The organism is uncultured Methylobacterium sp. (genome assembly GCF_964242245.1).
In the GTDB taxonomy this organism is placed as follows: Bacteria; Pseudomonadota; Alphaproteobacteria; order Rhizobiales; family Beijerinckiaceae; genus Methylobacterium.
The window spans coordinates 1-22,887 of sequence record NZ_CAXTBY010000062.1 but is presented as its reverse complement, the minus strand read 5'-3'; the positions used below and the strand labels follow the sequence as shown (position 1 = coordinate 22,887).

Annotated in this window: 21 protein-coding genes; 14 read left to right on the top strand and 7 right to left on the bottom strand. The window is 71.6% G+C overall.

The window, feature by feature from the left end; translation table 11 throughout:
• The 14 genes from ACFE8Y_RS13635 to ACFE8Y_RS13570 all read left to right on the top strand — a co-directional run.
• A partial coding sequence (locus ACFE8Y_RS13635; protein WP_375464926.1) for a PucC family protein occupies window positions 1-641 on the top strand: 641 nt, incomplete at its 5' end.
• Window positions 642-657: 16 nt separating this feature from the next.
• Window positions 658-1,434 carry a photosynthetic reaction center subunit H gene (gene puhA / locus ACFE8Y_RS13630; protein ID WP_375464925.1) on the top strand — a complete coding sequence of 259 codons (777 nt, stop codon included), beginning with the start codon at window positions 658-660 and terminating at the stop codon, window positions 1,432-1,434.
• A complete protein-coding gene (gene puhB, locus ACFE8Y_RS13625; protein WP_375464924.1) occupies window positions 1,431-2,123 on the top strand; it encodes a photosynthetic complex putative assembly protein PuhB in 693 nt (230 codons plus the stop codon). Before puhA ends, puhB begins: the two co-directional genes overlap by 4 nt.
• A gap of 466 nt (window positions 2,124-2,589) precedes the next feature.
• Window positions 2,590-3,063 carry a photosynthetic complex assembly protein PuhC gene (gene puhC, locus ACFE8Y_RS13620; protein WP_375464923.1) on the top strand — a complete coding sequence of 158 codons (474 nt, stop codon included), beginning with the start codon at window positions 2,590-2,592 and terminating at the stop codon, window positions 3,061-3,063.
• A complete protein-coding gene (locus ACFE8Y_RS13615; RefSeq protein WP_375464922.1) occupies window positions 3,060-3,362 on the top strand; it encodes a hypothetical protein in 303 nt (100 codons plus the stop codon). The genes puhC and ACFE8Y_RS13615 overlap by 4 nt, the downstream gene beginning before the upstream one ends.
• Before the next feature lie 20 nt (window positions 3,363-3,382).
• Window positions 3,383-4,435: a magnesium-protoporphyrin IX monomethyl ester (oxidative) cyclase gene (gene acsF / locus ACFE8Y_RS13610; protein WP_375464927.1), complete on the top strand. Its 1,053-nt coding sequence runs from the start codon at window positions 3,383-3,385 to the stop codon at window positions 4,433-4,435.
• Window positions 4,436-4,445: 10 nt separating this feature from the next.
• Window positions 4,446-5,267: a putative photosynthetic complex assembly protein PuhE gene (gene puhE / locus ACFE8Y_RS13605; protein WP_375464921.1), complete on the top strand. Its 822-nt coding sequence runs from the start codon at window positions 4,446-4,448 to the stop codon at window positions 5,265-5,267.
• 47 nt (window positions 5,268-5,314) lie between these two features.
• Window positions 5,315-6,532, top strand: coding sequence for a 5-aminolevulinate synthase (hemA, locus tag ACFE8Y_RS13600; protein ID WP_375464920.1), 1,218 nt, complete (start codon window positions 5,315-5,317; stop codon window positions 6,530-6,532).
• A 485-nt stretch (window positions 6,533-7,017) separates the two neighbouring features.
• The gene (locus ACFE8Y_RS13595; protein WP_375464919.1) at window positions 7,018-8,205 is read left to right on the top strand and encodes an ATP-binding protein; all 1,188 of its coding nucleotides are present in this window, start codon (window positions 7,018-7,020) and stop codon (window positions 8,203-8,205) included.
• Window positions 8,202-10,073: a magnesium chelatase subunit D gene (locus ACFE8Y_RS13590; protein ID WP_375464918.1), complete on the top strand. Its 1,872-nt coding sequence runs from the start codon at window positions 8,202-8,204 to the stop codon at window positions 10,071-10,073. The genes ACFE8Y_RS13595 and ACFE8Y_RS13590 overlap by 4 nt, the downstream gene beginning before the upstream one ends.
• Before the next feature lie 185 nt (window positions 10,074-10,258).
• Complete coding sequence (bchO, locus tag ACFE8Y_RS13585) at window positions 10,259-11,167, top strand: alpha/beta fold hydrolase BchO (protein ID WP_375464917.1); 909 nt, start codon at window positions 10,259-10,261, stop codon at window positions 11,165-11,167.
• 61 nt (window positions 11,168-11,228) lie between these two features.
• Complete coding sequence (locus tag ACFE8Y_RS13580) at window positions 11,229-12,755, top strand: phytoene desaturase (protein ID WP_375464916.1); 1,527 nt, start codon at window positions 11,229-11,231, stop codon at window positions 12,753-12,755.
• Complete coding sequence (locus ACFE8Y_RS13575) at window positions 12,736-13,821, top strand: phytoene/squalene synthase family protein (protein ID WP_375464915.1); 1,086 nt, start codon at window positions 12,736-12,738, stop codon at window positions 13,819-13,821. Before ACFE8Y_RS13580 ends, ACFE8Y_RS13575 begins: the two co-directional genes overlap by 20 nt.
• Entirely contained in the window at window positions 13,818-13,976 is a 159-nt protein-coding gene (locus ACFE8Y_RS13570) for a hypothetical protein (protein ID WP_375464914.1), read from the top strand. The genes ACFE8Y_RS13575 and ACFE8Y_RS13570 overlap by 4 nt, the downstream gene beginning before the upstream one ends.
• 130 nt (window positions 13,977-14,106) lie before the next feature.
• On the opposite strand, the gene truB is transcribed toward ACFE8Y_RS13570, so the two are convergent.
• The 7 genes from truB to ACFE8Y_RS13535 form a co-directional block, all read right to left on the bottom strand.
• Window positions 14,107-15,135 carry a tRNA pseudouridine(55) synthase TruB gene (gene truB / locus ACFE8Y_RS13565; RefSeq protein ID WP_375464913.1) on the bottom strand — a complete coding sequence of 343 codons (1,029 nt, stop codon included), beginning with the start codon at window positions 15,133-15,135 and terminating at the stop codon, window positions 14,107-14,109.
• Window positions 15,136-15,266: 131 nt separating this feature from the next.
• Window positions 15,267-15,698: a 30S ribosome-binding factor RbfA gene (gene rbfA, locus ACFE8Y_RS13560; RefSeq protein ID WP_375464912.1), complete on the bottom strand. Its 432-nt coding sequence runs from the start codon at window positions 15,696-15,698 to the stop codon at window positions 15,267-15,269.
• A gap of 117 nt (window positions 15,699-15,815) precedes the next feature.
• The gene (gene infB / locus ACFE8Y_RS13555; protein ID WP_375464911.1) at window positions 15,816-18,716 is read right to left on the bottom strand and encodes a translation initiation factor IF-2; all 2,901 of its coding nucleotides are present in this window, start codon (window positions 18,714-18,716) and stop codon (window positions 15,816-15,818) included.
• A gap of 60 nt (window positions 18,717-18,776) precedes the next feature.
• Entirely contained in the window at window positions 18,777-19,523 is a 747-nt protein-coding gene (locus ACFE8Y_RS13550) for an RNA-binding protein (protein ID WP_375464910.1), read from the bottom strand.
• A gap of 19 nt (window positions 19,524-19,542) precedes the next feature.
• The gene (gene nusA, locus ACFE8Y_RS13545; protein WP_375464909.1) at window positions 19,543-21,150 is read right to left on the bottom strand and encodes a transcription termination factor NusA; all 1,608 of its coding nucleotides are present in this window, start codon (window positions 21,148-21,150) and stop codon (window positions 19,543-19,545) included.
• Window positions 21,151-21,213: 63 nt separating this feature from the next.
• Window positions 21,214-22,011 (bottom strand): ribosome maturation factor RimP, encoded by a 798-nt coding sequence (rimP, locus tag ACFE8Y_RS13540; RefSeq protein ID WP_375464908.1) that lies wholly within the window; start codon window positions 22,009-22,011, stop codon window positions 21,214-21,216.
• Window positions 22,012-22,229: 218 nt separating this feature from the next.
• Window positions 22,230-22,887: PQQ-binding-like beta-propeller repeat protein (locus tag ACFE8Y_RS13535; RefSeq protein ID WP_375464907.1), on the bottom strand; the 658-nt coding region annotated here is incomplete at its 5' end.

Genomic DNA, 22,887 nt, shown 5'->3' with positions numbered 1-22,887 from the left:
CGACCGGCCTCGGCACCGCCGCCTTCTCGATGCAGGACATCCTGCTGGAGCCCTACGGCGGGCAGATCCTCCACCTCTCGGTCGCCGCCACCACGGCGCTCACCGCCATGCTCGCGGCCGGCGGCGGGCTGGGACTGCTGATCGCCGCGCGCTGGCTCGCCCGCGGCGGCGACCCGTTCCGCGTGGCGGCCACCGGCGCAGTGGTCGGCATCCTCGCCTTCTCCTGCGTGGTGTTCGCGGCCCCGCTCGCCTCCGCGCAGGTCTTCGCCGCCGGCGTCACGCTCATCGGCCTCGGCGGCGGCCTGTTCGCCCACGGGACGCTGACCGCGTCGATGACACGAGCCGGCCCGGAGGATACCGGGCTGGCCCTCGGCGCCTGGGGCGCGGTCCAGGCGAGCGCCGCGGGGCTCGCGATCGCCGCGAGCGGCATCGTGCGCGACGTCGGCTCGGGGCTGGCCACCTCGGGCGCGCTCGGCGAGGCGATGAGCGATCCGTCGATCGGCTATCTGATCGTCTACCACATCGAGATCGCGCTGCTGTTCGCGACGCTCGTCGCCATCGGTCCGCTCGTGCGCGAGCGCGCCTCCCCAACGGCTGCGAGGGCCGAGCCCCTCGGCCGCCTCGCCACCTCGTCAACCTGAACGCCGGGAGACAACCATGCCCACAGGAGCCCTGACAGGCTACGTCGACGTCGCCCAGATCGTGCTCTACGCGTTCTGGATCTTCTTTGCCGGCCTCGTGTTCTGGATCCGCCGCGAGGACCGCCGCGAGGGCTACCCGCTGGAGGCGGAAGTCACCGGCACCCTGAAGAGCCACGACCCGATCCTCATCCCGGCGCCGAAGCTGTTCCGCCTCTCGGACGGCAAGGTGAAGAGCGCGCCGCCCGCGACCACGGGGCCCGACCGCAACTATGTCGGGCGTAAGCGCGAGCCCTGGCCCGGCGCCCCCCTGGAGCCGGCCGGTCCCGACCCGATGCTCGACCATGTCGGGCCCGGCTCGTGGGTCGCCCGCGACGACGACTTCGACCGGACCTTCGACGGCCAGAAGCGCATCGTGCCGCTGCGGGTCGCGACGCACTTCGTGGTGCACGAGGACGGCCCGAACCCGATCGGCATGACCGTGTTCGGCGCCGACCGGCAGGTGGCCGGAATCGTCACCGACATCTGGATCGACCGCGGCGAGTGCTTCGCGCGCTACTACGAGGTCGAGCTCGGGGCCGGCGGGCGCCGCGTCCTGATGCCGGTCACCTTCTGCCGCACCGGGCGCTTCTCGCGCACGGTGAAGACCGAGGCGCTGCTGGCCGCCCAGTTCGCCGCCATCCCGCCCCACGCCGACCCGGATTCCGTGACGCTCCTCGAGGAGGAGAAGGTCATGGCCTATTTCGGCGCCGGCACCCTCTACGCCACCCCCCAACGCGCGGAGACCCTGATATGAGCGCCCTCCGGACGAACGACGACGGCCCGATCCTCGACGACCGCATCCCGGAGGGCCTGCCCGCGGCGCTGCCGCCGGGCGAGCACATCCTGTGGCAGGGGCGCCCGAGCGCCTTCGGCATGGCCTCGCGCCCGCTGCACGGCGGCTTCATCGTGCTGTGGTTCGCGGTGCTGGCCCTGTGGACCATCCTGCCGGCGGCCGTGGACGGCGCGATGCTCGCCGGCCTCAAGACCTCGTGGCCGACCTTCGCGTCCTGCGCCGCCGCCCTCGCGGTGGTCGGGTCCTTGGGCTGGCTGGCCGCCTGGACCACGACCTACACCGTCACCAACCGCCGCGTCGTGATGCGGATCGGGATCGCGATCCCCGTCACGTTCAACCTGCCGCTGACGCAGGTCGAGGAGGCCGGCCTGAGGACGTTCGGCGACGGCACCGGCGACCTCGCGTTGCGCCTGACCAAGGGCACCCGCGTCGCCTACCTGCATCTGTGGCCGCACGCGCGTCCGTGGCGCGTCACCGAGCCCCAGCCGATGCTGCGCTCCGTGCCCAACGGGGCCGCGGTCGCCGCCATCCTCGCCCGCGCGATCGTCGCCGCGCGCGCGCCGGAGGAGGAGGCCGCGCTGCCGATCCTCGTGGCCCGGCCGCAGGGCCAGGCACGCCCGCCGCGGCTGGTCGCGGCCGGGGCTCGGTAGGGCTCCGAACCCGGGTCAACGAGGAGAAGCGGACCGCAGTCCCACCTCCTCGTCATTCCGGGGCTGCGCAGCAGAACCCGGAATCCAGAACCGCCAGGCGTTCAGATCGGGGCGCGTCCGGCGGTTCCGGATCGCACGCCTCCGGCGCGGCCCTCCGGGTTCGGGCTCGCCTGCGGTGCCCCGGAAGGATGGGATTCGTACCCTTCTACATCGGCCGATGCGAGGATCGTTCCGACCCGTCGATCCACTTTCGAAGCCCTGGCCGAGCACAGGGGCGGGATTTCTTTCAAAAATCATTATTTATCAGAGAGTTATAGCGATCAGTGAAAATCGGCCGCCAAAACGCAAAATGAGGATTGTCAAGCGCACTTGACACCGGTTAACGTGAAGCCAACGAAACGGCGGCGCGGTCCGGACACGATGCGGTGTCACACGGACCGGTCCGGACAGGCGGTGAGGGAAGCCGATGAGTGAGGTGGCGGAGGGCGGGCCGGTCCCGGCGCTCGCGTTGATCGGAGCGGGCGCTCTGATCGGTTTCACCATGCTGGCGGTGGCGATCGGCCGGAGCGAGGGCATCGGCATCAGCGGCGGCCCGGGCGGCCACCCGGTCGCCAGCGTCACGCTGCGGGTCGAGGACCGCGCCGACGGTTCGATCCGCGTCGAGGACGCCGCCACGCAGCGCCTGATCGAGACGATCGAGCCGGGCCGGGACAACTTCATCCGGGCGACGCTGCGCAGCTTCGCCCAAGCGCGGCTCCGGGCGGGCCTGACGCCGGCCGAGCCCTTTCGCCTCACCCGCTACGACGACGGCTCGCTCGCGCTGAGCGACGAGACCACCGGCCGCAAGGTCAACATCGAAGCCTTCGGGCCGACTAACGCCTTCTCCTTCGGCAAGCTCCTTCCCGGCAACCTCCTGCCCGACACGAGCGTCCCGCGATGATCGGACTCCTCACCGGCCGCCGCACCGTCGAGGTGCCCTGCACAATCGAGATCGAGCAGACGGCCGAGAGCCTGCACGCCCATGTCAGCCTCGACGCCGACTTCGAGATCGAGCCCGGCGACGAGGTTCAGGTCCACGATTCGCCGACCAGCGTCCCCTACGGCGAGCGCCTGATCGTGCGCCGCACCGCGACGGTGACGCGGGCCGGCCGGATCGAGCGGCTCTGGACCAAGCTCGCCGGCCATCTCGAACTGACCGAACTCTACGAAGTCAGCTTCAGCGAGAGGAGGAAGCTTTGAACGCGCCCGTCCGCCATCCGCTGCCCCTGCGTCCGGTCAACGAGTCGACCAAGGCGGCGCAGGAGACCACCTTCCTCTCGCCCCGCTTCTACACCACCGACTTCGAAGAGCTCGACCGCACGAACGTCGAGCCGGTGCGCGCGCAGTGGGACGTGCTGATCGAGGAGCTGCGCTCCGACCCGAACAAGCGCCACTTCACCCGAAACGCCGACTTCGATTGCGACCTGTCGGGGATGGAGCCCGAACTTCGAAAGGAGTTCCTGGACTTCCTCGTGTCGTCGATCACGGCCGAGTTCTCCGGCTGCGTGCTCTACGCGGAGATGCGCAAGCGCGCGAAGAACAAGGACATCAAGGAACTGTTCGGCTTCATGAGCCGCGACGAGGCGCGCCACGCCGGGTTCATCAACGACACGCTGAAGGATTTCGGGATCGGCGTGGACCTCGGCTTTCTCACGAAATCGAAGAAATACACATTCTTCCGGCCGAAGTTCATCTTCTACGCGACGTACCTGTCCGAGAAGATCGGCTACGCGCGCTACATCACCATCTATCGCGAGTTGGAGAAGCACCCCGAGCGGCGCATCCACCCGATCTTCAAGTGGTTCGAGAAGTGGTGCAACGACGAGTTCCGCCACGGCGAGGCCTTCGCGCTCCTGATGCGCGCCAACCCGAAGCTGACGCAAGGGGTGAACCGCTACTGGATCAAGTTCTTCCTGCTCGCCGTGTTCGCGACGATGTACGTCCGCGACCATTGCCGCCCGGCCTTCCACGCCGCGCTCGGCGTCGATCCGTCCGAGTACGATTTCAAGGTCTTCCGCATCACCTCCGAGATCTCGAAGCAGACCTTCCCGCTGACGCTCGACCTCGACAACACGAAGTTCAAGCAGCGGCTCGACACCCTGCTCGACTGCTCCGTGAAGATCGCCGAGGCCCGCGCCCAGGGCGGTGTCCTGGGCAAGGCGAAGCATGGCGTCCAGGTCGCCCGGGCCGCGCTCACCTTCGCCCGGCTCTACGCGTTGCCGACCCTCGACAACACGATGCCGGCCGAGATCCGGCTCGAGCCGGTCTGGTAGCGGGGTGCCGATGTCGCCCTACGCGGTGCCGGCCCTCTACGCGGTGGCGATCTGGTGGTTCTCCACCGGGATCATCATCCTGCTCGACCACCTGCCGCGGCGCACCTTCCCGTGGAGCATGGCCGGCGGCACCCTGGTGCTGCTGGCAGCGCTCGCCGCGATCGGGGCGAGCGCGGACGACGCCACGGAGTTCGGCGCCTACACCGCCTTCACCGGCGCCCTGCTGGTCTGGGGCTGGCAGGAGATGAGCTACTACATGGGCTTCGTCACCGGCCCGCGGCCGCAGGCCTGCCGGCCCGGCGCGCGGGGCCTGGAAAAGTTCCTGGCCGCGGCGGCGACCAGCCTGTGGCACGAGGCGGCTATCGTGCTCGGCGCCCTCGTGATCCTGGCGCTCACCTGGAACACGCCGCAGAAGTTTGCGCTGTGGACCTACTGCGTGTTCTGGGGGATGAACCTCAGCGCCCGGCTCAACATGTTCCTCGGCGTGCGCAACCTCAACGCCGAGTTCCTGCCGGACCACCTCGCCTATCTGGCCTGCTACCTGGCCAAGCGGCCGATGAACCTGCTGTTTCCGGTCTCGGTCAGCCTCGCCACGCTGGTCGTCGCCCTGCTCGGGCAGGCGGCGCTCGCCGAGGGTATCGGCGCCCACGCGCGCGTCGGCTTCACCATCCTGACGACGCTGATGGCGCTGGCCACCCTGGAGCACTGGTTCCTGATGCTGCCGTTGCCCTCGGCGGCCCTGTGGTCCTGGAGCCTGCCGACGCAGACGATCGCGCCGGCAACGATCGAAACGAACGAGCCGGCCGAGCACGGCCGGCGCGACGCGGCCTGAGACGCGGGAAGATACCCGTGCCGACACGAGGACAGGGGAGACGCGGTATGGATTACGAAGCCTTCTTCGGCGCCCAGCTCAACAACCTCCACCGCGAGGGCCGCTACCGCGTCTTCACCGACCTCGAACGGCAGGCCGGGCGCTTCCCGCACGCGACGCATCACCGGCCGGACGGCGCGCGCCCCGTGACGGTGTGGTGCTCGAACGACTACCTCGGCATGGGCCAGCACCCGGACGTGCTCGGGGCGATGCACGAGGCGCTCGACCGCTGCGGCGCGGGCGCCGGCGGCACCCGCAACATCTCCGGCACCAACCACTACCACGTGCTGCTGGAGCGCGAACTCGCCGACCTGCACCAGAAGGAGGCGGCGCTGCTGTTCACCTCCGGCTACGTCTCGAACTGGGCGGCGCTCGGCACGCTGGCCGGCAAGCTGCCCGGCTGCATCGTGCTCTCGGATTCCGAAAACCACGCCTCGATGATCGAGGGCATCCGCGCGAGCCGCGCCGAGCGCCAGATCTTCCGCCACAACGACCCGGAGGACCTCGACCGCAAGCTGCGGATGCTCGATCCGGCCAAGCCCAAGCTCGTCGCCTTCGAATCGGTCTACTCGATGGACGGCGACATCGCGCCCATCGCCGAGATCTGCGACGTGGCCGAGGCCCACGGCGCGCTGACCTACCTCGACGAGGTCCACGCGGTCGGCCTCTACGGGGCGCGCGGCGGCGGCATCTCCGAGCGCGAGGGGCTCGCTCATCGGCTCGACGTGATCGAGGGCACACTGGGCAAGGCGTTCGCCGTCCACGGCGGCTACATCACGGCCTCCGAGAAGCTCTGCGACTTCGTGCGCAGCTTCGCCTCGGGCTTCATCTTCACCACCTCGCTGCCGCCGGCGGTGGCCGCGGGCGCTGCGGCGAGCATCCGCCATCTCAAGCGGAGCGGCGCCGAGCGCGCCCGCCACCAGGAGCGCGTGCAGCGCGTGCGCGAAAAACTGGACGCCGCGGGCATCCCGTACCTGCCCAACGAGAGCCACATCGTCCCGGTGATGGTCTGCGATCCCGTCCTGTGCAAGGCGATCTCCGACACCCTGCTCGACGAGTTCGGCATCTACGTGCAGCCGATCAACTACCCGACCGTGGCGCGCGGCACGGAACGCCTGCGGATCACGCCCTCGCCGCTGCACTCGGACGCCGACATCGACCATCTCGTCGGGGCGCTGGCCGCGATCTGGGGGCGGATCGGGTTGCAGAAGCAGGCGGCGGAGTAACCCTCCGGAGTCTCCCTTCTCCCTTTAGCGTGGGCGGGTGGCCCTCGGCTCACGCGAGGGTCGGAAGAGGGGAGCGACATCTCTGGATACGGCGCTCCCCTGTATCGATCCGCTACGCGGGCCGCCCTGTCTCGCAGAGGGTTGCGGATTTGCACATCTTGCGAGGGGTGCTGCATGAATCGAGCGACCCCCTCTCCCAGGGGGAGAGGGTTGGGGTGAGGGGCGTGACCTTTCCGGACAGTTCTCATCCCTCACCCTGTCCCTCTCCCGCTAAGGGTGCGGGACCCGCGCCCATTTCGGATCGCGTGGAGCGATTTGTACATCCGCAAACCCGCAACGGGGAAAAGACGCAGTGGTCAAGGTTTGCGCCCCTCGAAGACCGATCCTACGCTCGCATCCCGAACGATCCTCTACCGTCGGCCTCATCCTTGAATCGCGGATGGGCAGAACGTGCGAAGCCACATGAGCCGTCGAGTGACGCACGCGTGACCACCTTCCCCTTCACAGCCATCGTCGCCCAGGACGAGATGCGCCAAGCGCTCCTGATCGCGGCGGTCGATCCGTCCGTCGGCGGGGTGCTGGTGTTCGGGGACCGCGGCACCGGCAAATCCACCGCGATCCGGGCGCTGGCCGGGCTGCTGCCGCGGATGCGCGCGGTCGTCGGGTGTCCCTATGCCTGCGATCCCGAGGCGCCGGCCGAAGCGTGCCCGCACTGCTCCGCGCGATCCGCAGCGTCATCCGAGGATTTGGGCCGATCGAGCCAGCGCGGGTCCCCTCTCCCAGGGGGAGAGGGACAGGGTGAGGGGCGTGATCTCTCCGGACGACGCACACCCCGCACCCCCGCCCTCTCCCCCTGGGAGAGGGAGCCCGACGCGGCAGGTGAAGAGCTGCGGCGAGCACCGGCCGACCGTCCGTCGCACCTCGTGCCCGTCCCCGTCGTCGACCTGCCGCTCGGCGCCACCGAGGACCGGGTCGTCGGGGCGCTCGACCTGCAGCGGGCGCTGACGCTCGGCGAGAAGGCGTTCGAGCCGGGGCTGCTGGCGCGGGCCAATCGCGGATTCCTCTACATCGACGAGGTCAACCTGCTGGAGGACCACCTCGTCGACCTGCTCCTCGACGTGGCCGCGAGCGGCGTGAACACCGTCGAGCGCGAGGGCCTCTCCGTGCGCCACCCGGCGCGCTTCGTGCTGGTCGGCAGCGGCAACCCGGAGGAGGGGGAACTGCGGCCCCAGCTCCTCGACCGGTTCGGGCTCGCCGTCGAGGTGACGACGCCGACCGACATCGCGATCCGCATCGACGTGGTCCGCCGCCGCGACGCCTACGAGCGCGACGCGTCCGGCTTCTGCGCGACCTACGCGAAGGCGGAGCAGGCAGTCGCGGAGCAGATCACGCTCGCCCGCGAGCGGCTTCCCGCCGTCGTCGTCCCCGACGCGGTGCTGGAGGCCTGCGCGAAACTCTGCCTCGCGCTCGGCACCGACGGCCTGCGCGGCGAGCTCACCCTGATGCGCACTGCCCGCGCGCTCGCGGCGCTGGACGGCGCCGCGGCCGTCACGATCGACCACGTCCGCCGCATCGCCCCGGCCGCGCTCCGCCACCGCCTGCGCCGCAACCCGTTGGACGAGGCCGGCTCCACTGCCCGCGTGGCGCGGGCGGTCGCCGAGGTGCTGGCGTGACGCCTCCGGGCGAGGGCGCGCCGTGGTCCGACGCGGTGCGCGTGGCCGAACTGCTGGCCGCGGACCCGCACGGCTGCGGCGGGGTTCGGCTGCGGGCCGGCGCCGGCCCGGTGCGCGACGCGTGGCTCGCCCTGCTCGTGCGGAGCCTGCCGGCGGGACGCCCGATGCGGCGCTGCCCACCGGACATCGCCGACGACCGCCTGCTCGGGGGCCTCGACCTCGCGGCGACCCTGGCCGCCGGGCGGCCGGTGGCGCAGGCGGGGCTGCTGGCCGAGGCCGATGGCGGGCTCGTGGTGGTGCCGATGGCCGAGCGCCTGTCACCCGGCACCGCGGCCCGCCTCGCAGCAGTGCTCGACACCGGTCGCCTCGCGCTCGAGCGCGACGGCTTCGGCGAGGGCCGGCCGGCGCGGGTCGGCGTGGTGCTGCTGGACGAGGGGCTCGACGACGAGGCGCCGCCCGCCGCGCTCACGGAGCGCCTCGCCTTCGACCTCGACCTGACCGGGCTGGGGATGCGGGACGTCATGGCTTCGCCTGCGATCGATCTCGGCCGGATCGGGCGCGGGTCCCTTCTGGCGGAGGGAGGAGGACGGGATGAGGGGCGTGACGCAGCCGGAGAGGACGCGCCCCTCCCCCCCCGGGAGAGCGCGCGGCGCGGCGATCCTCCCGCTTCATCCGACGATGCCGCCGAGGCCGTCGCCGCGCTCTGCGCCGCGGCCGACGCCCTCGGCGTCGCTTCGTTGCGCGGTCCGTTGCTGGCGCTGCGCATCGCCCGGCTGATCGCCGCGCGCGACGGCCGCGTAATCCTTGCCGAGGCCGACATCGTCGAGGCGGCGCGGCTGGTCCTCGCGCCGCGGGCGACGCGTCGTCCCGCCGTCGAGGCGCCCGGCGACGATGCCGAGCCCGAACCGGACCGGGAGCCGTCGCCGCAGGCGGACACGCCGCCCGAGCCGCGCGACGACGCGGGGGCGGAGCCGCGCGACAACCGCGAGCCGAGCCTCGACGACGTCGTGCTCGCCGCGGTTCAGGCCGCGATCCCGCCGGGCCTGCTCGCGACCCTGGCCGCGGGGACCCCGTTGCCCGGCCGAAGCCGGGCGGGGAAAGCCGGCGCGGCGGCAGCAGCGTCCCGCCAGGGCCGGCCGATCGGCGCGCGGGCGGGCGATCCGCGGCGCGGACGGCTCGCCCTGCTTGCGACCTTGCGGGCGGCCGCCCCCTGGCAGCGCCTCCGGCAGGCCGAGGCCGGCGCGACGCACCCCGCTCGGACCATCATCGTGAGGCCGGAGGATTTCCGGATCACGCGATACCGCCAACGCAGCGAGAGCACGACGATCTTCGCGGTCGACGCCTCCGGCTCGGCGGCCCTGGAGCGGCTGGCGGAGGCCAAGGGCGCCGTCGAGCTGCTGCTGGCCGAGGCCTACGTCCGGCGCGACCGGGTCGCGCTCGTCGCCTTCCGGGGGCGGGGTGCCGACCTCGTCCTGCCGCCGACGCGCTCGCTGGTGCGGGCCAAGCGCGGGCTCGCCGGCCTGCCCGGCGGCGGCGGCACGCCGCTTGCCGCCGGTCTCGACGCGGCGGCCGCGGTCGCGCTGAGCGTCCGCCGCGGCGGCGGCACCCCGCTGGTGGTGCTGCTCACCGACGGGCGCGCCAACATCACCCGCGCGGGGGAGCCCGGCCGGCCGCAGGCGACCGACGATGCGCTGGTGGCGGCGCGGCGGTTTCGCGCATCGGGCTGCGTGGCAATCCTCATCGACACCGCGCCGCGGCCGCAGGAGGCCGCGAAGACGCTGGCGGGGGCGATGGGCGCCCGCTACCTGCCCCTGCCGCAGGCCGATGCCGGACGGCTCAGCGCGGCGGTGCGGTCGGCGGCGGCCTGATCCGATCCCCGAGGGCGCCCGATTGCGGGCAACGTTCGGCACCGCGTCCGCGTTGGCGCAAGCTCTAGAGCATTTTCAAGCGAGGTGGTTGCCGGCTCGCGTGAAGAAAATGCGACCACATAAGAAGATAGAGCATTTTTCGTGATCCGAGGATCATGGAAAATGCTCTGGGGGGAACGACGCCGATGTCCGACGATCGCCCGGTCTGGGAGCGCGACGGGCGCAATTGGCCGCATCGCGAGGCGAGCCGCTTCGTCGAGGCCTCCGGCCTGCGCTGGCACGTGCAGGAGATGGGGCCGGCGGGCGCGCCCGTGCTGCTCCTCGTCCACGGCACCGGGGCCGCCACCCACTCCTGGCGCGGGCTGATGCCCCTGCTGGCGAACCGGTTCCGGGTGATCGCGGCGGACCTGCCTGGTCACGGCTTCACCGATCCGCTGCCCGCGGGCCGGCTCTCTCTGCCCGGCATGGCCTCGGCGCTGGCCGACCTCCTGTCCGACCTCGGCGCCGCGCCGACGATCGCCGTCGGGCATTCTGCGGGTGCGGCGATCCTCGCCCGGATGTGCCTCGACGGGCGGCTCGACCCGAAACTTCTGGTCGCGCTGAACGGCGCCCTGAAGCCGTTTCCGGGACTGGCCTCGGTGCTGTTCCCGGGCATGGCGCGAATGCTGTTCCTCAACCCCGTCACGCCGAAGCTCTTCGCCTGGACGGCGGACAGCGCCGCGGTCCAGCGCCTGATCCAGGGCACCGGCTCGCGCCTCGACGCGTCCGGGCTCGATCTCTACCGCGGCCTGTTCCGAAAACCCGGCCACGTGGCGGGCGCCCTCGGCATGATGGCGAACTGGAACCTCGATGCGCTAGACCGCGACCTGCCGCGCCTCGCGGTCCGAACGCTGCTCGTCGTCGGCTCCGACGACAAGGCGATCGCCCCCGACACCGCCTTCGCGGTGCGCGACCGCTTGGCCGATGCCCGCGTCGCCCTGCTGCGCAACCTCGGCCACCTCGCCCACGAGGAAGCGCCGGAGCGCGTCGCTGCGGCCATTCTCGCCGAAGCCGATGCGCTGGGCTTGTCCGTCGCGGGGCAGCCGACGGCCTGAGGTGAAATCTCGTGCAAAAAGCCGCTTGCCTGTCGGCGGCATCCGCACCTACTGTCAGACTATGTTGACACTCGACGCGTCAGAAAAACTGACATCGACGGATCGGCGGCCCCACGCCGTCGTCATCGGCAGCGGCTTCGGGGGATTGGCCGCGGCGATCCGGCTCGGGGTGCGCGGCTATCGCGTCACGGTGCTGGAGCGCCTCGACCGGCCCGGCGGCCGGGCCCGCGTCCACCGGCAGGACGGCTTCGTGTTCGATGCCGGCCCCACCATCGTCACCGCGCCGTTCCTGTTCGAGGAGTTGTGGGCGCTCTGTGACCGCCGCATGGCGGACGACGTGACGCTCGTGCCGATGCGGCCCTACTACCGCATCCGGTTCGACGACGGCGCCACCTTCGACTACAGCGGCGACCTTTTCGCGATGAGGCGGGAGGTGGCGAAGTTCTCAGCCGGCGATGTCGCGGGCTACGAGCGCTTCATGGCCCGGAGCGAGGCGATCTTCCGCGTCGGCTTCGAGGAACTCGGCCACGTCCCGTTCGCGAACGTCGGCGACATGCTGCGGATCGCCCCGGACCTCCTGCGGCTCGGGGGGCATCGCAGCGTCTACGACGTGGTGGCCAAGTACATCCGCGACGAGCGCCTGCGCACGATCTTCAGCTTCCACCCCCTGCTGATCGGCGGCAGTCCGTTCCGGGCGAGCGCGATCTACTGCCTGATCGCACACCTCGAACGGCGCTGGGGCGTGCACTTCGCCATGGGCGGCACCGGCCGCCTCGTCGACGGGCTGGTCGGCCTGATCGCGGGGCAGGGCGGACGCCTGCGCTGCAACGCCGACGTCGCCGAGATCCTGGTGGCGGGCGGCGCGGCCACCGGCGTGCGGCTCACCGACGGCGAGCGGATCACGGCCGACATCGTGGTCTCGAACGCCGATTCCGCCCACACCTACCGCACGCTGCTGCCGCCCGCCGTCCGCCGCAGGTGGACGGACCGCAAGATCGAGCGCGCCCATTCCTCCATGGGGCTGTTCGTGTGGTACTTCGGCACCAAGCGAAAATATCCGGAGGTCGCCCACCACACGATCCTGATGGGTCCCCGTTACCGCGCACTGCTCGACGACATCTTCCGCAGGAAACACCTCGCCGAGGATGTCTCGCTCTACCTGCACCGGCCGACGGAGACCGACCCGATGCTGGCGCCCCCCGGGCATGATGCCTTCTACGTGCTCTCGCCCGTGCCCAACCTCGCCGGCGGCCAGGACTGGGCAGCGCTCGCCGAGCCCTACCGGCGGCGGATCGCGGCCCATCTCGAAGCCACCGTGCTGCCGGGGCTCTCGGACGCGATCGTTACCTCGAAGGTGACGACGCCGCAGGATTTCGCCGACGACTTCCTGAGCTTCCGCGGGTCCGGCTTCGGACTGGAGCCGGTCCTGACCCAATCGGCGTGGTTCCGGCCGCACAACGCGTCCGAGGATGTGCGCAACCTGTTCCTCGTGGGCGCGGGCACCCATCCCGGCGCCGGCCTGCCCGGCGTCCTCTCCACGGCCAGGGTCCTCGATACGGTGGTGCCGGATGCCCGCGTCTTCGCCTGAGGCTTTCGCCGTCGCACCGGGCATCTCGCCCCAGGCAACCCCTCATGCCTCGGCCGCCGACCATGCCGCCTGCCGCGCGGCCATCCGTACGGGCTCGCGCAGCTTCTACGCGGCCTCGCGCCTGCTGCCGTCGAAGGTCGGCCGAGCGGCCTACGGCCTCTACGCCTTCTGTCGGCTGTCGGACGACATGGTCGACGGGGCGCAGATCGGCGCATCGCAGGGGATGGTCGCGCGGCTCGAAGCGCGTCTGGACGGGATCTATGCCGGCGGCCCGGCCGACAGCCCGGCCGACCGGGCGCTCGCCGACATCGTCACTGAGCACGCGATCCCGCACGCCCTGCCGGCGGCGCTGATCGAGGGGCTGGCCTGGGATGCTGCCGGGCGCCGCTACGCGACGCTCGCCGACCTCTGCGCCTACGCCGCGCGCGTCGCCGCCTCGGTGGGAGCCACGATGACGCTGATCATGGGGGTGCGCGACCCGGCGGTGCTCGCCCGGGCCTGCGACCTCGGCGTGGCGATGCAGCTCACCAACATCGCCCGCGACGTCGGCGAAGATGCCCGCGCGGGCCGCCTCTACCTGCCGCTGGACTGGCTCGACGAGGCCGGCATCGACCCGGACGCGTTCCTCGCCGAGCCCGCGATGACCGACGCGCTCGCCGACGTGGTCGCCCGCCTGCTCGCCGCCGCCGACGTGCTCTACGCCCGCTCCGAGGCCGGGATCGGCGGGCTGCCGCTCGCCTGCCGCCCGGCGATCCGGGCCGCCCGGCTGATCTACGCCGAGATCGGCCGCGCGATCGCGGCGAACGGCTTCGACAGCCTCACCCGGCGCGCCCGCGTCTCGGGCGGGCGCAAGGCGGTGCTGCTGGCTCGCGCGACGCTTCCGCTCCCGACGCGGGCCGAGCGCGATGCGCCGAGCCTGCCCGAGACGGCCTACCTGATCGGCGCCGTGCCGGCGCCGCCCGCGTCCGGCTCGGCCTGGTGGGACTTCCCAGGTCAGGTCGTGCGCGTCCTCGACATGATCGAGGCCCTGCGCGAGCGGGAGGCGTTGGGCCGCGAGGCCGCGTGAGCAATCCGCTGTTTGCCGCCTTCGATATCGGCCTCGTCTTCGCCCTCGGCCTCGGGCTGGCGATCTGGCAGCTCGTGGTGCTCAAACGCGGCATACGCCGGGACCGGGCCACGGCGGACGCCGCGAAGGCGGAGCGCGGGGAGGGGACGCCGTGATCGCCTCGACCGCCGTTGAACGCGCCGCTCCCGGTCTTGCGGTCTGGCACCTGATCGTGGTCCGCCGCAGCCTGCGGGTCGACCGGAAGGAGGCGGGGCGCGAACGACAGCACGCCACGTCTTGGTCCGCTCAGGACGCGCGGGCCGCCGTCCCGCCGAGGTGGAACACCCGGTGCGGCACGAGTTCGCCCCGCTCCACGTCGCCGACGGCCACCAGGATGCCGCCGCAGGTCGCGAAGATCTTGCCCTCGACCGGGGCGTCGCGGCCGCGCAGGATGACCGGCTGGCCGCGCATCAGGCGCATCGCCATGTCGCGCGAGATCGAGACGGCGGGGATCGCGTCGAGCGCCGCCTCCACCGGCTGGAGGTGGGCGACGCTGCCGTCGGGGCCGGCGGCATCGAGACCCGCGACGTTGCACGCATCGGCTTCCGCGAAGGGGCCGACGCGGGTTCGGCGGAGCGCCGAGACGTGGCCGAAGCAGCCGAGCCTGCGCCCGAGATCGCGGGCCAGCGCGCGGACATAGGTGCCCTTGCCGCACTCCGCCTCGATCACCGTGCGGTCGGGCACGTGCTCGACGACCGCGAGGCGGTCGATCTGCACGGGGCGGGCCACCAGCTCGACGACCTCGCCCTCGCGGGCGAGGTCGTAGGCGCGCTCGCCCTGGATTTTGATCGCGGAGTAGCGCGGCGGAACCTGCTCGATGGCGCCGACGAAGGCCGGGAGCGCGCCCTCGACCGCCTCGCGGGTCGGGCGCGCGTCGCTCGTCGCGACCGGGCGGCCCTCCGCGTCGTCGGTGTCGGTCTCGATCCCCCAGGTCACGGCGAAGCGGTAGGCCTTGCGCCCGTCCATCACGAACGGAACGGTCTTGGTCGCCTCGCCCAGCGCGATCGGCAGGATGCCCGAGGCCAGCGGGTCGAGGGTGCCGGCGTGTCCCGCCTTCTTGGCGTTGAAGGCGCGCTTCACCACGGCGACGGCGTGGGTCGAGGTCATGCCGACACCCTTGTCGAGGATGACCCAGCCGGACACGTCGCGCTTCTTCGGCCGGTCCGGCCGCGGGCCGCCGCGGAGCGGCTGGCGACCGTCCTGGCTCCGGCGCTCGCCCGATTGCGGCATCTCGGGCGCGGGCGCCGGATGCTCGGCGGTTGGAACGTCGTTCATGGCAACCTCGGTCGGCATCATGTCTTTGATCGGCGTCGGTGCGGCGGGCGGTGCGGTGTGGATCGGGCCCGGGGGCATCTGCACGCGGTGGTGAAGATGTCCGGCGAGTGGCAAGGTTCCGGAGCCGCCGGTCAATGTCCCCGGCCGGCCTCCGGCTCGTCCGCCTCGGGCCCCGCCCTTTCGAGGTCGCGCTGAACCCGCTCGTTGCGCAGCAACTGATCGATCCGGGCGGCCTCGTCGAAGGTCTCATCGCGGCGGAAGCGCAGCTCGGGGGCGTATTTCAGGTTCACCCGGCGGGCAACTTCCTGGCGCAGGGCCTTCCGGTTCCGTTCAAGTGCTGCGATCACCGGGGCCTCGTCCATGCCGCCGAGCGGCATGACGTAGGCGGTAGCGAGCTTGAGATCGGGCGACATCCGCACCTCCGGCACCGTCACCACGTGCGAGCCGAGCACCGGGTCCTGGATGTCGCCGCGCTGAAGCACCTCGGCGAGCGCGTGGCGGATGAGTTCGGCCACGCGCTGCTGGCGCTGGGACGGGCCGGTCTGAGGCGGTTTCTGGGCCATTGCGTCTTCGGTCCGGCGCCGCGATCCGGCGGGGACCGTCCCGTGTCAGTGGAGGGATACGAAAAAAGACGGCCGCGGCAGGAGCCGCGGCCGCCGTGTCGATTCGAGCGAACCGACTCAGAGGGTGCGGCGGATCTCCTCGACCCGGTAGCACTCGATGATGTCGCCTGCGCGCATGGTCTCGAAGTTCTCGAACGCCATGCCGCAATCCTGGCCGGACGTGACCTCCTTGGCGTCGTCCTTGAAGCGCTTGAGCGTCTTCAGCTTGCCCTCGTGGATCACGACGCTGTCGCGGATCAGGCGGACATGGGCGCCGCGCTCGACGACGCCGTCGGAGACGCGGCAGCCGGCGACCTTGCCGACCTTCGAGACCTCGAAGATCTCCTGGATGAAGGCCTCGCCCAGGCGCTCCTCGCGCAGCGTCGGCGGCAGCATCCCCGACAGCGTGGCTTTGATGTCGTCCACGAGGTCGTAGATGATGTTGTAGTAGCGGATCTCGACGTCGTTGCGCTCGGCGAGCTCGCGCGCTTCCTTGTGGGCGCGGACGTTGAAGCCGATCACCACCGCCTTCGACGCGGTCGCCAGCGTCACGTCCGACTCGGTGATGCCGCCGACGCCCGCGAGCAGGATGCGGGCCGAGACCTCGTCGTTGCCGAGCTTCTCCAGCGCGCCGGAGATCGCCTCGACCGAGCCCTGCACGTCGCCCTTGATGAGCACCGGCAGTTCCTTGCGGCCGGCACCCTCCTTGAGGTCGCGCATCATGTCGACGAGCGAGCGGTTGGCGCCACCCGTGCGGGCGTTCTGGCGCTCGCGCTTCGTACGGGCGCGGTATTCCGTGACCTCGCGGGCACGGGCCTCGTTCGGCACCACGACGACCCGGTCGCCGGCATCCGGCGTGCCGTTGAAGCCGAGAACCTCGACCGGCACGGACGGGCCGGCATACTGGATGTTCTCGCCCTGGTCGTCGATCAGCGCGCGCACGCGGCCCCACTCGGCGCCGGCGACGACGATGTCTCCGGTGAACAGGGTGCCGCGCTGCACGAGCACGGTCGCCACGGGGCCGCGGCCGCGATCGAGCTTGGCCTCGATCACCGTGCCCTCGCCGTCGCGCTTCTCGTTGGCGCGCAGAGCCATGATCTCGGCTTGGAGCTGCAGGCCTTCGAGCAGTTCCGGCAGGCCGTCGCCGGTCTTGGCGGAGACCTCGAACTCCAGCGTCTCGCCGCCCATCGACTCGACCTGGATGTCGTGTTGCAGCAGTTCGGTGCGCACCCGCTGCGGCTTCGCCTCGGGCTTGTCGATCTTGTTGATCGCCACGATCAGCGGGACGCCCGCGGCCTTGGCGTGCTGGATCGCCTCGATGGTCTGGGGCATCACGCCGTCGTCGGCCGCCACCACGAGCACGACGATGTCCGTCACCTTGGCGCCGCGCGCCCGCATGGAGGTGAAGGCCGCGTGGCCGGGAGTATCGATGAAGGTGATCATGTCGCCACCCGGCGACGCGACCTGGTAGGCGCCGATGTGCTGGGTGATGCCGCCGGCCTCGCCATCGACCACGTGCTCCTTGCGGATCGCGTCGAGCAGCGAGGTCTTGCCGTGATCGACGTGACCCATGATCGTGACGACCGGGGGACGCGGATCGAGATCCTCGTCGAGATCCGGCTCGTCCGAGGTCAGGCCCTCTTCCACGTCCGACTCGGCGACGCGGCGCACGGTGTGGCCCATCTCCTCGGCGATGATCTGCGCCGCATCCGAATCGATCACGTCGGTGATCTTATGGATCTCGCCCTGCTTCATCAGCAGGCGGATCACGTCGACCGCCCGCTCCGACATGCGGTTGGCGAGTTCCTGGATCGTGATCGATTCCGGGATCGTCACCTCGCGGGTCAGCTTCTCCTTCTGCTCGACCTGCCGGCTGCCGCTCATGCGCTGCTGGCGGCGGCGGAAGGAGGCGATCGAGCGGGTGCGCTCGTCCTCGCCCGACGTGGCGGTGGCGATGGTGAGGCGGCCACGGCTGCGGTCGCCGCCGGGCTGCTTCGGGGTCTTGGGCGGCGTGATGATCTTGAGCGGCATGCCGGGACGCCGGATCACGCGCTTGGTCTCGCTCTCGTCCTCGTTCGCGGCCGGGCGGGCGGGCGGACGCGCGGCCGTTCCGGCCGGACGCGCCGCGGTGGTCGGGCTCGCGCTCTTCTCCGGCTCCGGCGCCGCGGCGGGGCGGGCCATGAAGTTCAGGTTCTGCGGCTTGCGCACGTCCGCGGTGATGGTCTTGCGCGGTTCGGCGGGCGTCGGGCGTGCGGTCAGCGGCGGCCGAGCCGTCGCGGAGGCCGGACGCGCCGGCGACGGGGCGGCGCGGGGAGCCGGCGGAGCGGCAGGCACAGCGACGGGACGCGGGGCGGGTGCAGGCTTGGCAGCGACCGGTGCCGCCACCGCGGACGGTGCGGCTGGTGCGGCTGCGTCCCCCGCTGGTGCAACAGAAGCCGGCGCGGGAGCGGGCTCCGCGGCCGTGCTCGGCGTTGCGGCCGCGGCGGCTGCCGCAACGGCCTCGGCCGCACGCCGCTTCTCGTCCTCCTGGCGGCGCGCCTCCTCGGCGCGCTTGGCAGCGGCGGCCACCTCGCGCTCGCGCTCCTCGGCGGCGGCCCGGGCGCGACGCGCCTCGGCTTCCACCTCGGCTTGGCGACGGACTTCCTGCTCGCGGCGCTGGGCATCGGCCAACGCGGCGGCGCGGGCAGCGCTCTCCTGCTCGCTCAGCGTGCGCAGCACGACGCCGGAGGCGGAGCGCTGGGCGGGCCTGGGTGCAGCCGGCGGCGGCGGCGCAACCCGCACGGGTGCTGCAACGGGGGCGACGGGCGCGGGGCTCGCGCCGATGATGCGGCGCTTCACCGTCTCGACCACGACCTGCTTGGAGCGGCCGTGGGAGAAGCTCTGGCGCACGGTCCCCTGCTCGATCGGACGCTTCAAGGAGAGCGGCTTCGCCGGAGTCTTACTCATCGTCTTGTCGCCCGGATTGTTCGTATCGCTCATTCAGCCTGAACCCTGAGGGTTTCCATCGTCGCGTGAACCGGCAACCTGCGGAGCGCCGGCCTAATCCGTCACGGCATCGTCGTGCAGAGGGAAGCCGTCCCCGCCGTGTCCGGCGGCTCCGCGCTCCTCGATCGCCGCAGCGGCGCCCTCGAAGGAGCGCAGCCGACGCCAACGCACCAGGCAGCCGGCGGCCCCGACTCCTGCGACGAGTGCCGCGTGTATCACATGATCCCGACCCAAGGCCATGTCCAATTCGTCCTCGGACAGGTCGTCGATGATCGGTACGCGGGACATGGCATCGCCGTGCCGCCGGTGCAATGCCGCGCCGAGCTTGCGCCGGCCGTCCGGGCTCGCGTCAGAAGCGTGGATCACGGCCGCCGCCCCGGGCTGGCCGCCGATCGCGGCCTCGACCTTGGCAAATCCCGCCACGACGCAGCCGGCCTTGTTGGCCAGCGCGATCGCTTGGCGCAGATCCGCCCGCAGGGCCGCCGCGATCCGGTCGGGCAGGTCGGCGGGCGCCGCCGCGTCCGGGGTCCTGAACGCCCGGTTGAACGCCCGCTTCTTCACGGCCGTCGCGATGTCCGCCCGCCGTGCGCAGACCCAGGCGCCGCGGCCCGGCAGCCGGGCGCGCAGATCCGGCACCACCGTGCCGTCCGGCCCGAGGACGAAGCGGATCATCCCGTCCGGCGATTGGGCGGTCCGCGTGACGATGCAGGTCCGCAGCGATCCCTGGCGGCCGCGATTCGGGCCGGCATCAAGGGCGATGCCCTCGGTGCCTTCGTCCGCGATCGGGATCGGCGCCCGCATCGTCGCCACCGACCCGGCTTCAGTGCGCCTCCGCCTCGGCGGCGGCTTCCTCACCCTCCGTCGTTTCCGGCTCGGGCAGCGCCTCGATCCAGCCGGCGTGGAGGCGGGCTGCCATGATCATGCCCTCGGCATCCGTGCGCGAGAGCTCGAACGCGTCGAGGTAGCCGGCGTGGCGCTTGGCCTCCGGGCCGCGCCCCTCGGTGTAGCCGACGAGGTCGTCGGTGGCGCAGCCGGCCAGATCCTCGATCGTCTTCACCTCGTTCTCGCCAAGCGCCACCAGCATCGGCGTGGTCAGGCCCTCGATCTCGCGCAGTTCGTCCTGGACGCCGAGCTCGGTGCGGCGGGCATCGTGCTCCCCCTCGATGCGGGCGAGGTGGTCCTGCGCGCGGGCCTGGATCTCGGCGCCGGTCTCCTCGTCGAGGCCCTGGATCGAGGACAGCTCCTGCGTGTCGACGTAGGCGATTTCCTCGACGGTGCGGAACCCCTCCGCCGCCAGCAACTGGCCCACCGTCTCGTCGACGTCGAGCGCCTCCATGAACACCTGCGTCCGCTCGGCGAACTCCTTCTGGCGGCGCTCGGATTCCTCGGCCTCCGTCAGGATGTCGATGTCCCAGCCGGTGAGCTGGGAGGCCAGCCGCACGTTCTGGCCGCGGCGGCCGATGGCGAGCGAGAGCTGGTCGTCGGGCACCACCACCTCGATGCGGTCGGCCTCCTCGTCGAGCACCACCTTGACCACCTCCGCCGGCTGGAGGGCGTTCACGATGAAGGTCGCCTGATCCTCGGACCAGGGGATGATGTCGATCTTTTCCCCCTGAAGCTCGCCGACGACGGCCTGGACGCGGGAGCCGCGCATGCCGACGCAGGCACCGACCGGATCGATGCTCCCGTCGCGGGAGATCACCGCGATCTTGGCGCGCGAGCCGGGATCACGGGCCACCGCCTTTACCTCGACGATGCCGTCGTAGATCTCCGGCACCTCCTGGCCGAAGAGCTTGGCCATGAATTGCGGGTGCGAGCGCGACAGGAAGACCTGGGGCCCGCGCACCTCGCGGCGGACGTCGAAGAGGTAGGAGCGGATGCGGTCGCCGGGCCGGAACGTCTCGCGCGGGATCATCTCGTCGCGGCGCACGATGCCCTCGCCGCGGCCGAGATCGACGATGACGTTGCCGTACTCGACCCGCTTGACCAGGCCGTTGACGATCTCGCCGACGCGGTCCTTGTACTCGTCGAACTGGCGGTCGCGGTCGGCGTCGCGGATGTTCTGGACGATCACCTGCTTGGCCGACTGCGCCGCCACCCGCCCGAACTCGAACGGCGGGAGCGTGTCGGAGATCACGTCGCCGACGAGCGCGCCGGGATTGTAGCGCCGGGCCTGTTCGAGGGTGATCTCGCGGGCGTCGTTCTCGACGAGATCGACCACGAGCAGGTGCCGGGACAGGCGCAGCGCGCCGCTCTTCTGGTCGATCTCGGCGTGCACGTCCGTCTCGGCGCCGTAGCGCGAGCGGGCAGCCTTGGCGATCGCCTCCTCCATCGAGTCGATCACGACGGAGCGGTCGATCATCTTCTCCCTGGCGACCGCGTCCGCGATCTGCAGGAGTTCGAGCCTGTTGGCGCTGACGACGGCCATCGGTGTCGGTCCTTCTTCTATGAATGCCGGTCCCGCGGCCGCGCTGCGACGCGGGGCGCGGCCTCAGTGGAGCGAGTCGCGGTCCTTGAGGCGGGCCGCCTTGGTGGTCGCGGGTTTCCTGGGCCCGTCCGAGGCGGGCCTGGCCGGTTTGGCCTTCACCGGCTTGGCGCCCCCGGTCCCCTTGGACTTGATGCCCCCGGGCGCGGACCGCTTCGGCGAGGGTCCGGCGGGCGATGCCGCGTCCTGCGGCTCATCCGCCTCCCCGGCCTCGTCGTCCGCCTCCTGCGGCGGCGCCCCGCCGCGGCGGAGTGATTCGCGGACCAGGTCGTCGGTGAGGACGAGATGCGCCTCGGCGAGGTCGCGCAGCGGCACGTCGACCCGGCTCGGCAGGCCCGCCTTCACGTCGCCCAGGTCGACCGGCACGGTCAGCCCCTGCGCGTCGGGCGCGCCGATGATGCCGCGGAACCGCTTGCGGCCGTCGAGGGGCACGGCAAGCTCGATCTTGGCCTCGTAGCCGGCCCAGCGGGCGAAGTCCGAGACCCGTACCAGCGGCCGGTCGATGCCGGGCGAGGAGATCTCGAGATAGTAGGCGATGCCGACCGGATCGTCGAGGTCGAGGATCGGCGAGATCGCACGGCTCACCGCCTCGCACGCGTCGATCGACATGGTGCCGTCCGGCCGCTCGACCATGATCTGCACGGTGCAGCCGTTGGCGCTAGAGACCTTCACCCGCACCAGCCGGAAGCCGAGGCCCTCGACGGGCCCGTCGATCACCTGCACCACGCGCGCGGCGACCCCGGTCTCGCGGACCAGGCGCTTCTCGGACGACACGGCCGATGGATCGGGCAACGGATCGGGCATGACTGCGCTCAGGGTCGGACTCGCTGGTGCGGCGGCGTTCCGGCGGGCGGCGCGGCAGGGCTTGCGGCAATAAAAAAGAGCGGACCCGGTGGGGCCCACTCCCGAACCGCAGCCTTGCGACTGCAACCAGAACTGTTGGGATCGGTGTAGCGGGCGGGCGCGTGAACTTCAAGCGTGTTCGCACGGCCGGCGAACCTCCGTCGCAGCGCCCTCGGACGCTATCGGGGCGCGGGCAGCGCAAACACCGTGAGCTGGCCGCCGAGGCTGGTGTAGCTGGAGAGCGCCGCGTAGCCGCCCACCGCGCCCGCGCCGTCGGACGGATCGGTCAGGCCCGCGGCGAGGCCGATGCCGGCCCAGCCGCCGACGCCCGAGAGCACCGCGACGTACTGACGGCCGCCGTGCCGGTAGGTCATCACGTTGCCGACGATGCCCGACGGGGTCTTGAACCTGTAGAGATCCCGGCCGGTCGCGGCGTCGACAGCCTTCAGGTAGCCCTCCAGCGTGCCGTAGAAGACGACCCCGCCGGCGGTGGCGAGCGCGCCCGACCACACCGAGAACGGCTCGGGCAGCGACCACCGGATCTGCCCGCGCGTCCCGTCCCACGCGACGAAGGCGCCGGTCCGCGTGTCCCCGGGCGGCGGCTGAAGGCTCAGCGTCGCGCCGACGAACGGCATGCCCGGCGCGTAGGTGACGTGGAACGGCTCGTAGCTCATGCAGATGTGGTTGGTCGGTACGTAGAACAGCCGCGTGTCCGGCGAGTAGGCCGCCGGCTGCTGGTTCTTCGCCCCGATCGCGCCGGGGCAGATGCCGGTGGTGGTCTCGTCCTCGCCGTTCTGTTCGGTTGAGTACTTGGACAGCACCAGCGGTCGGCCGTAG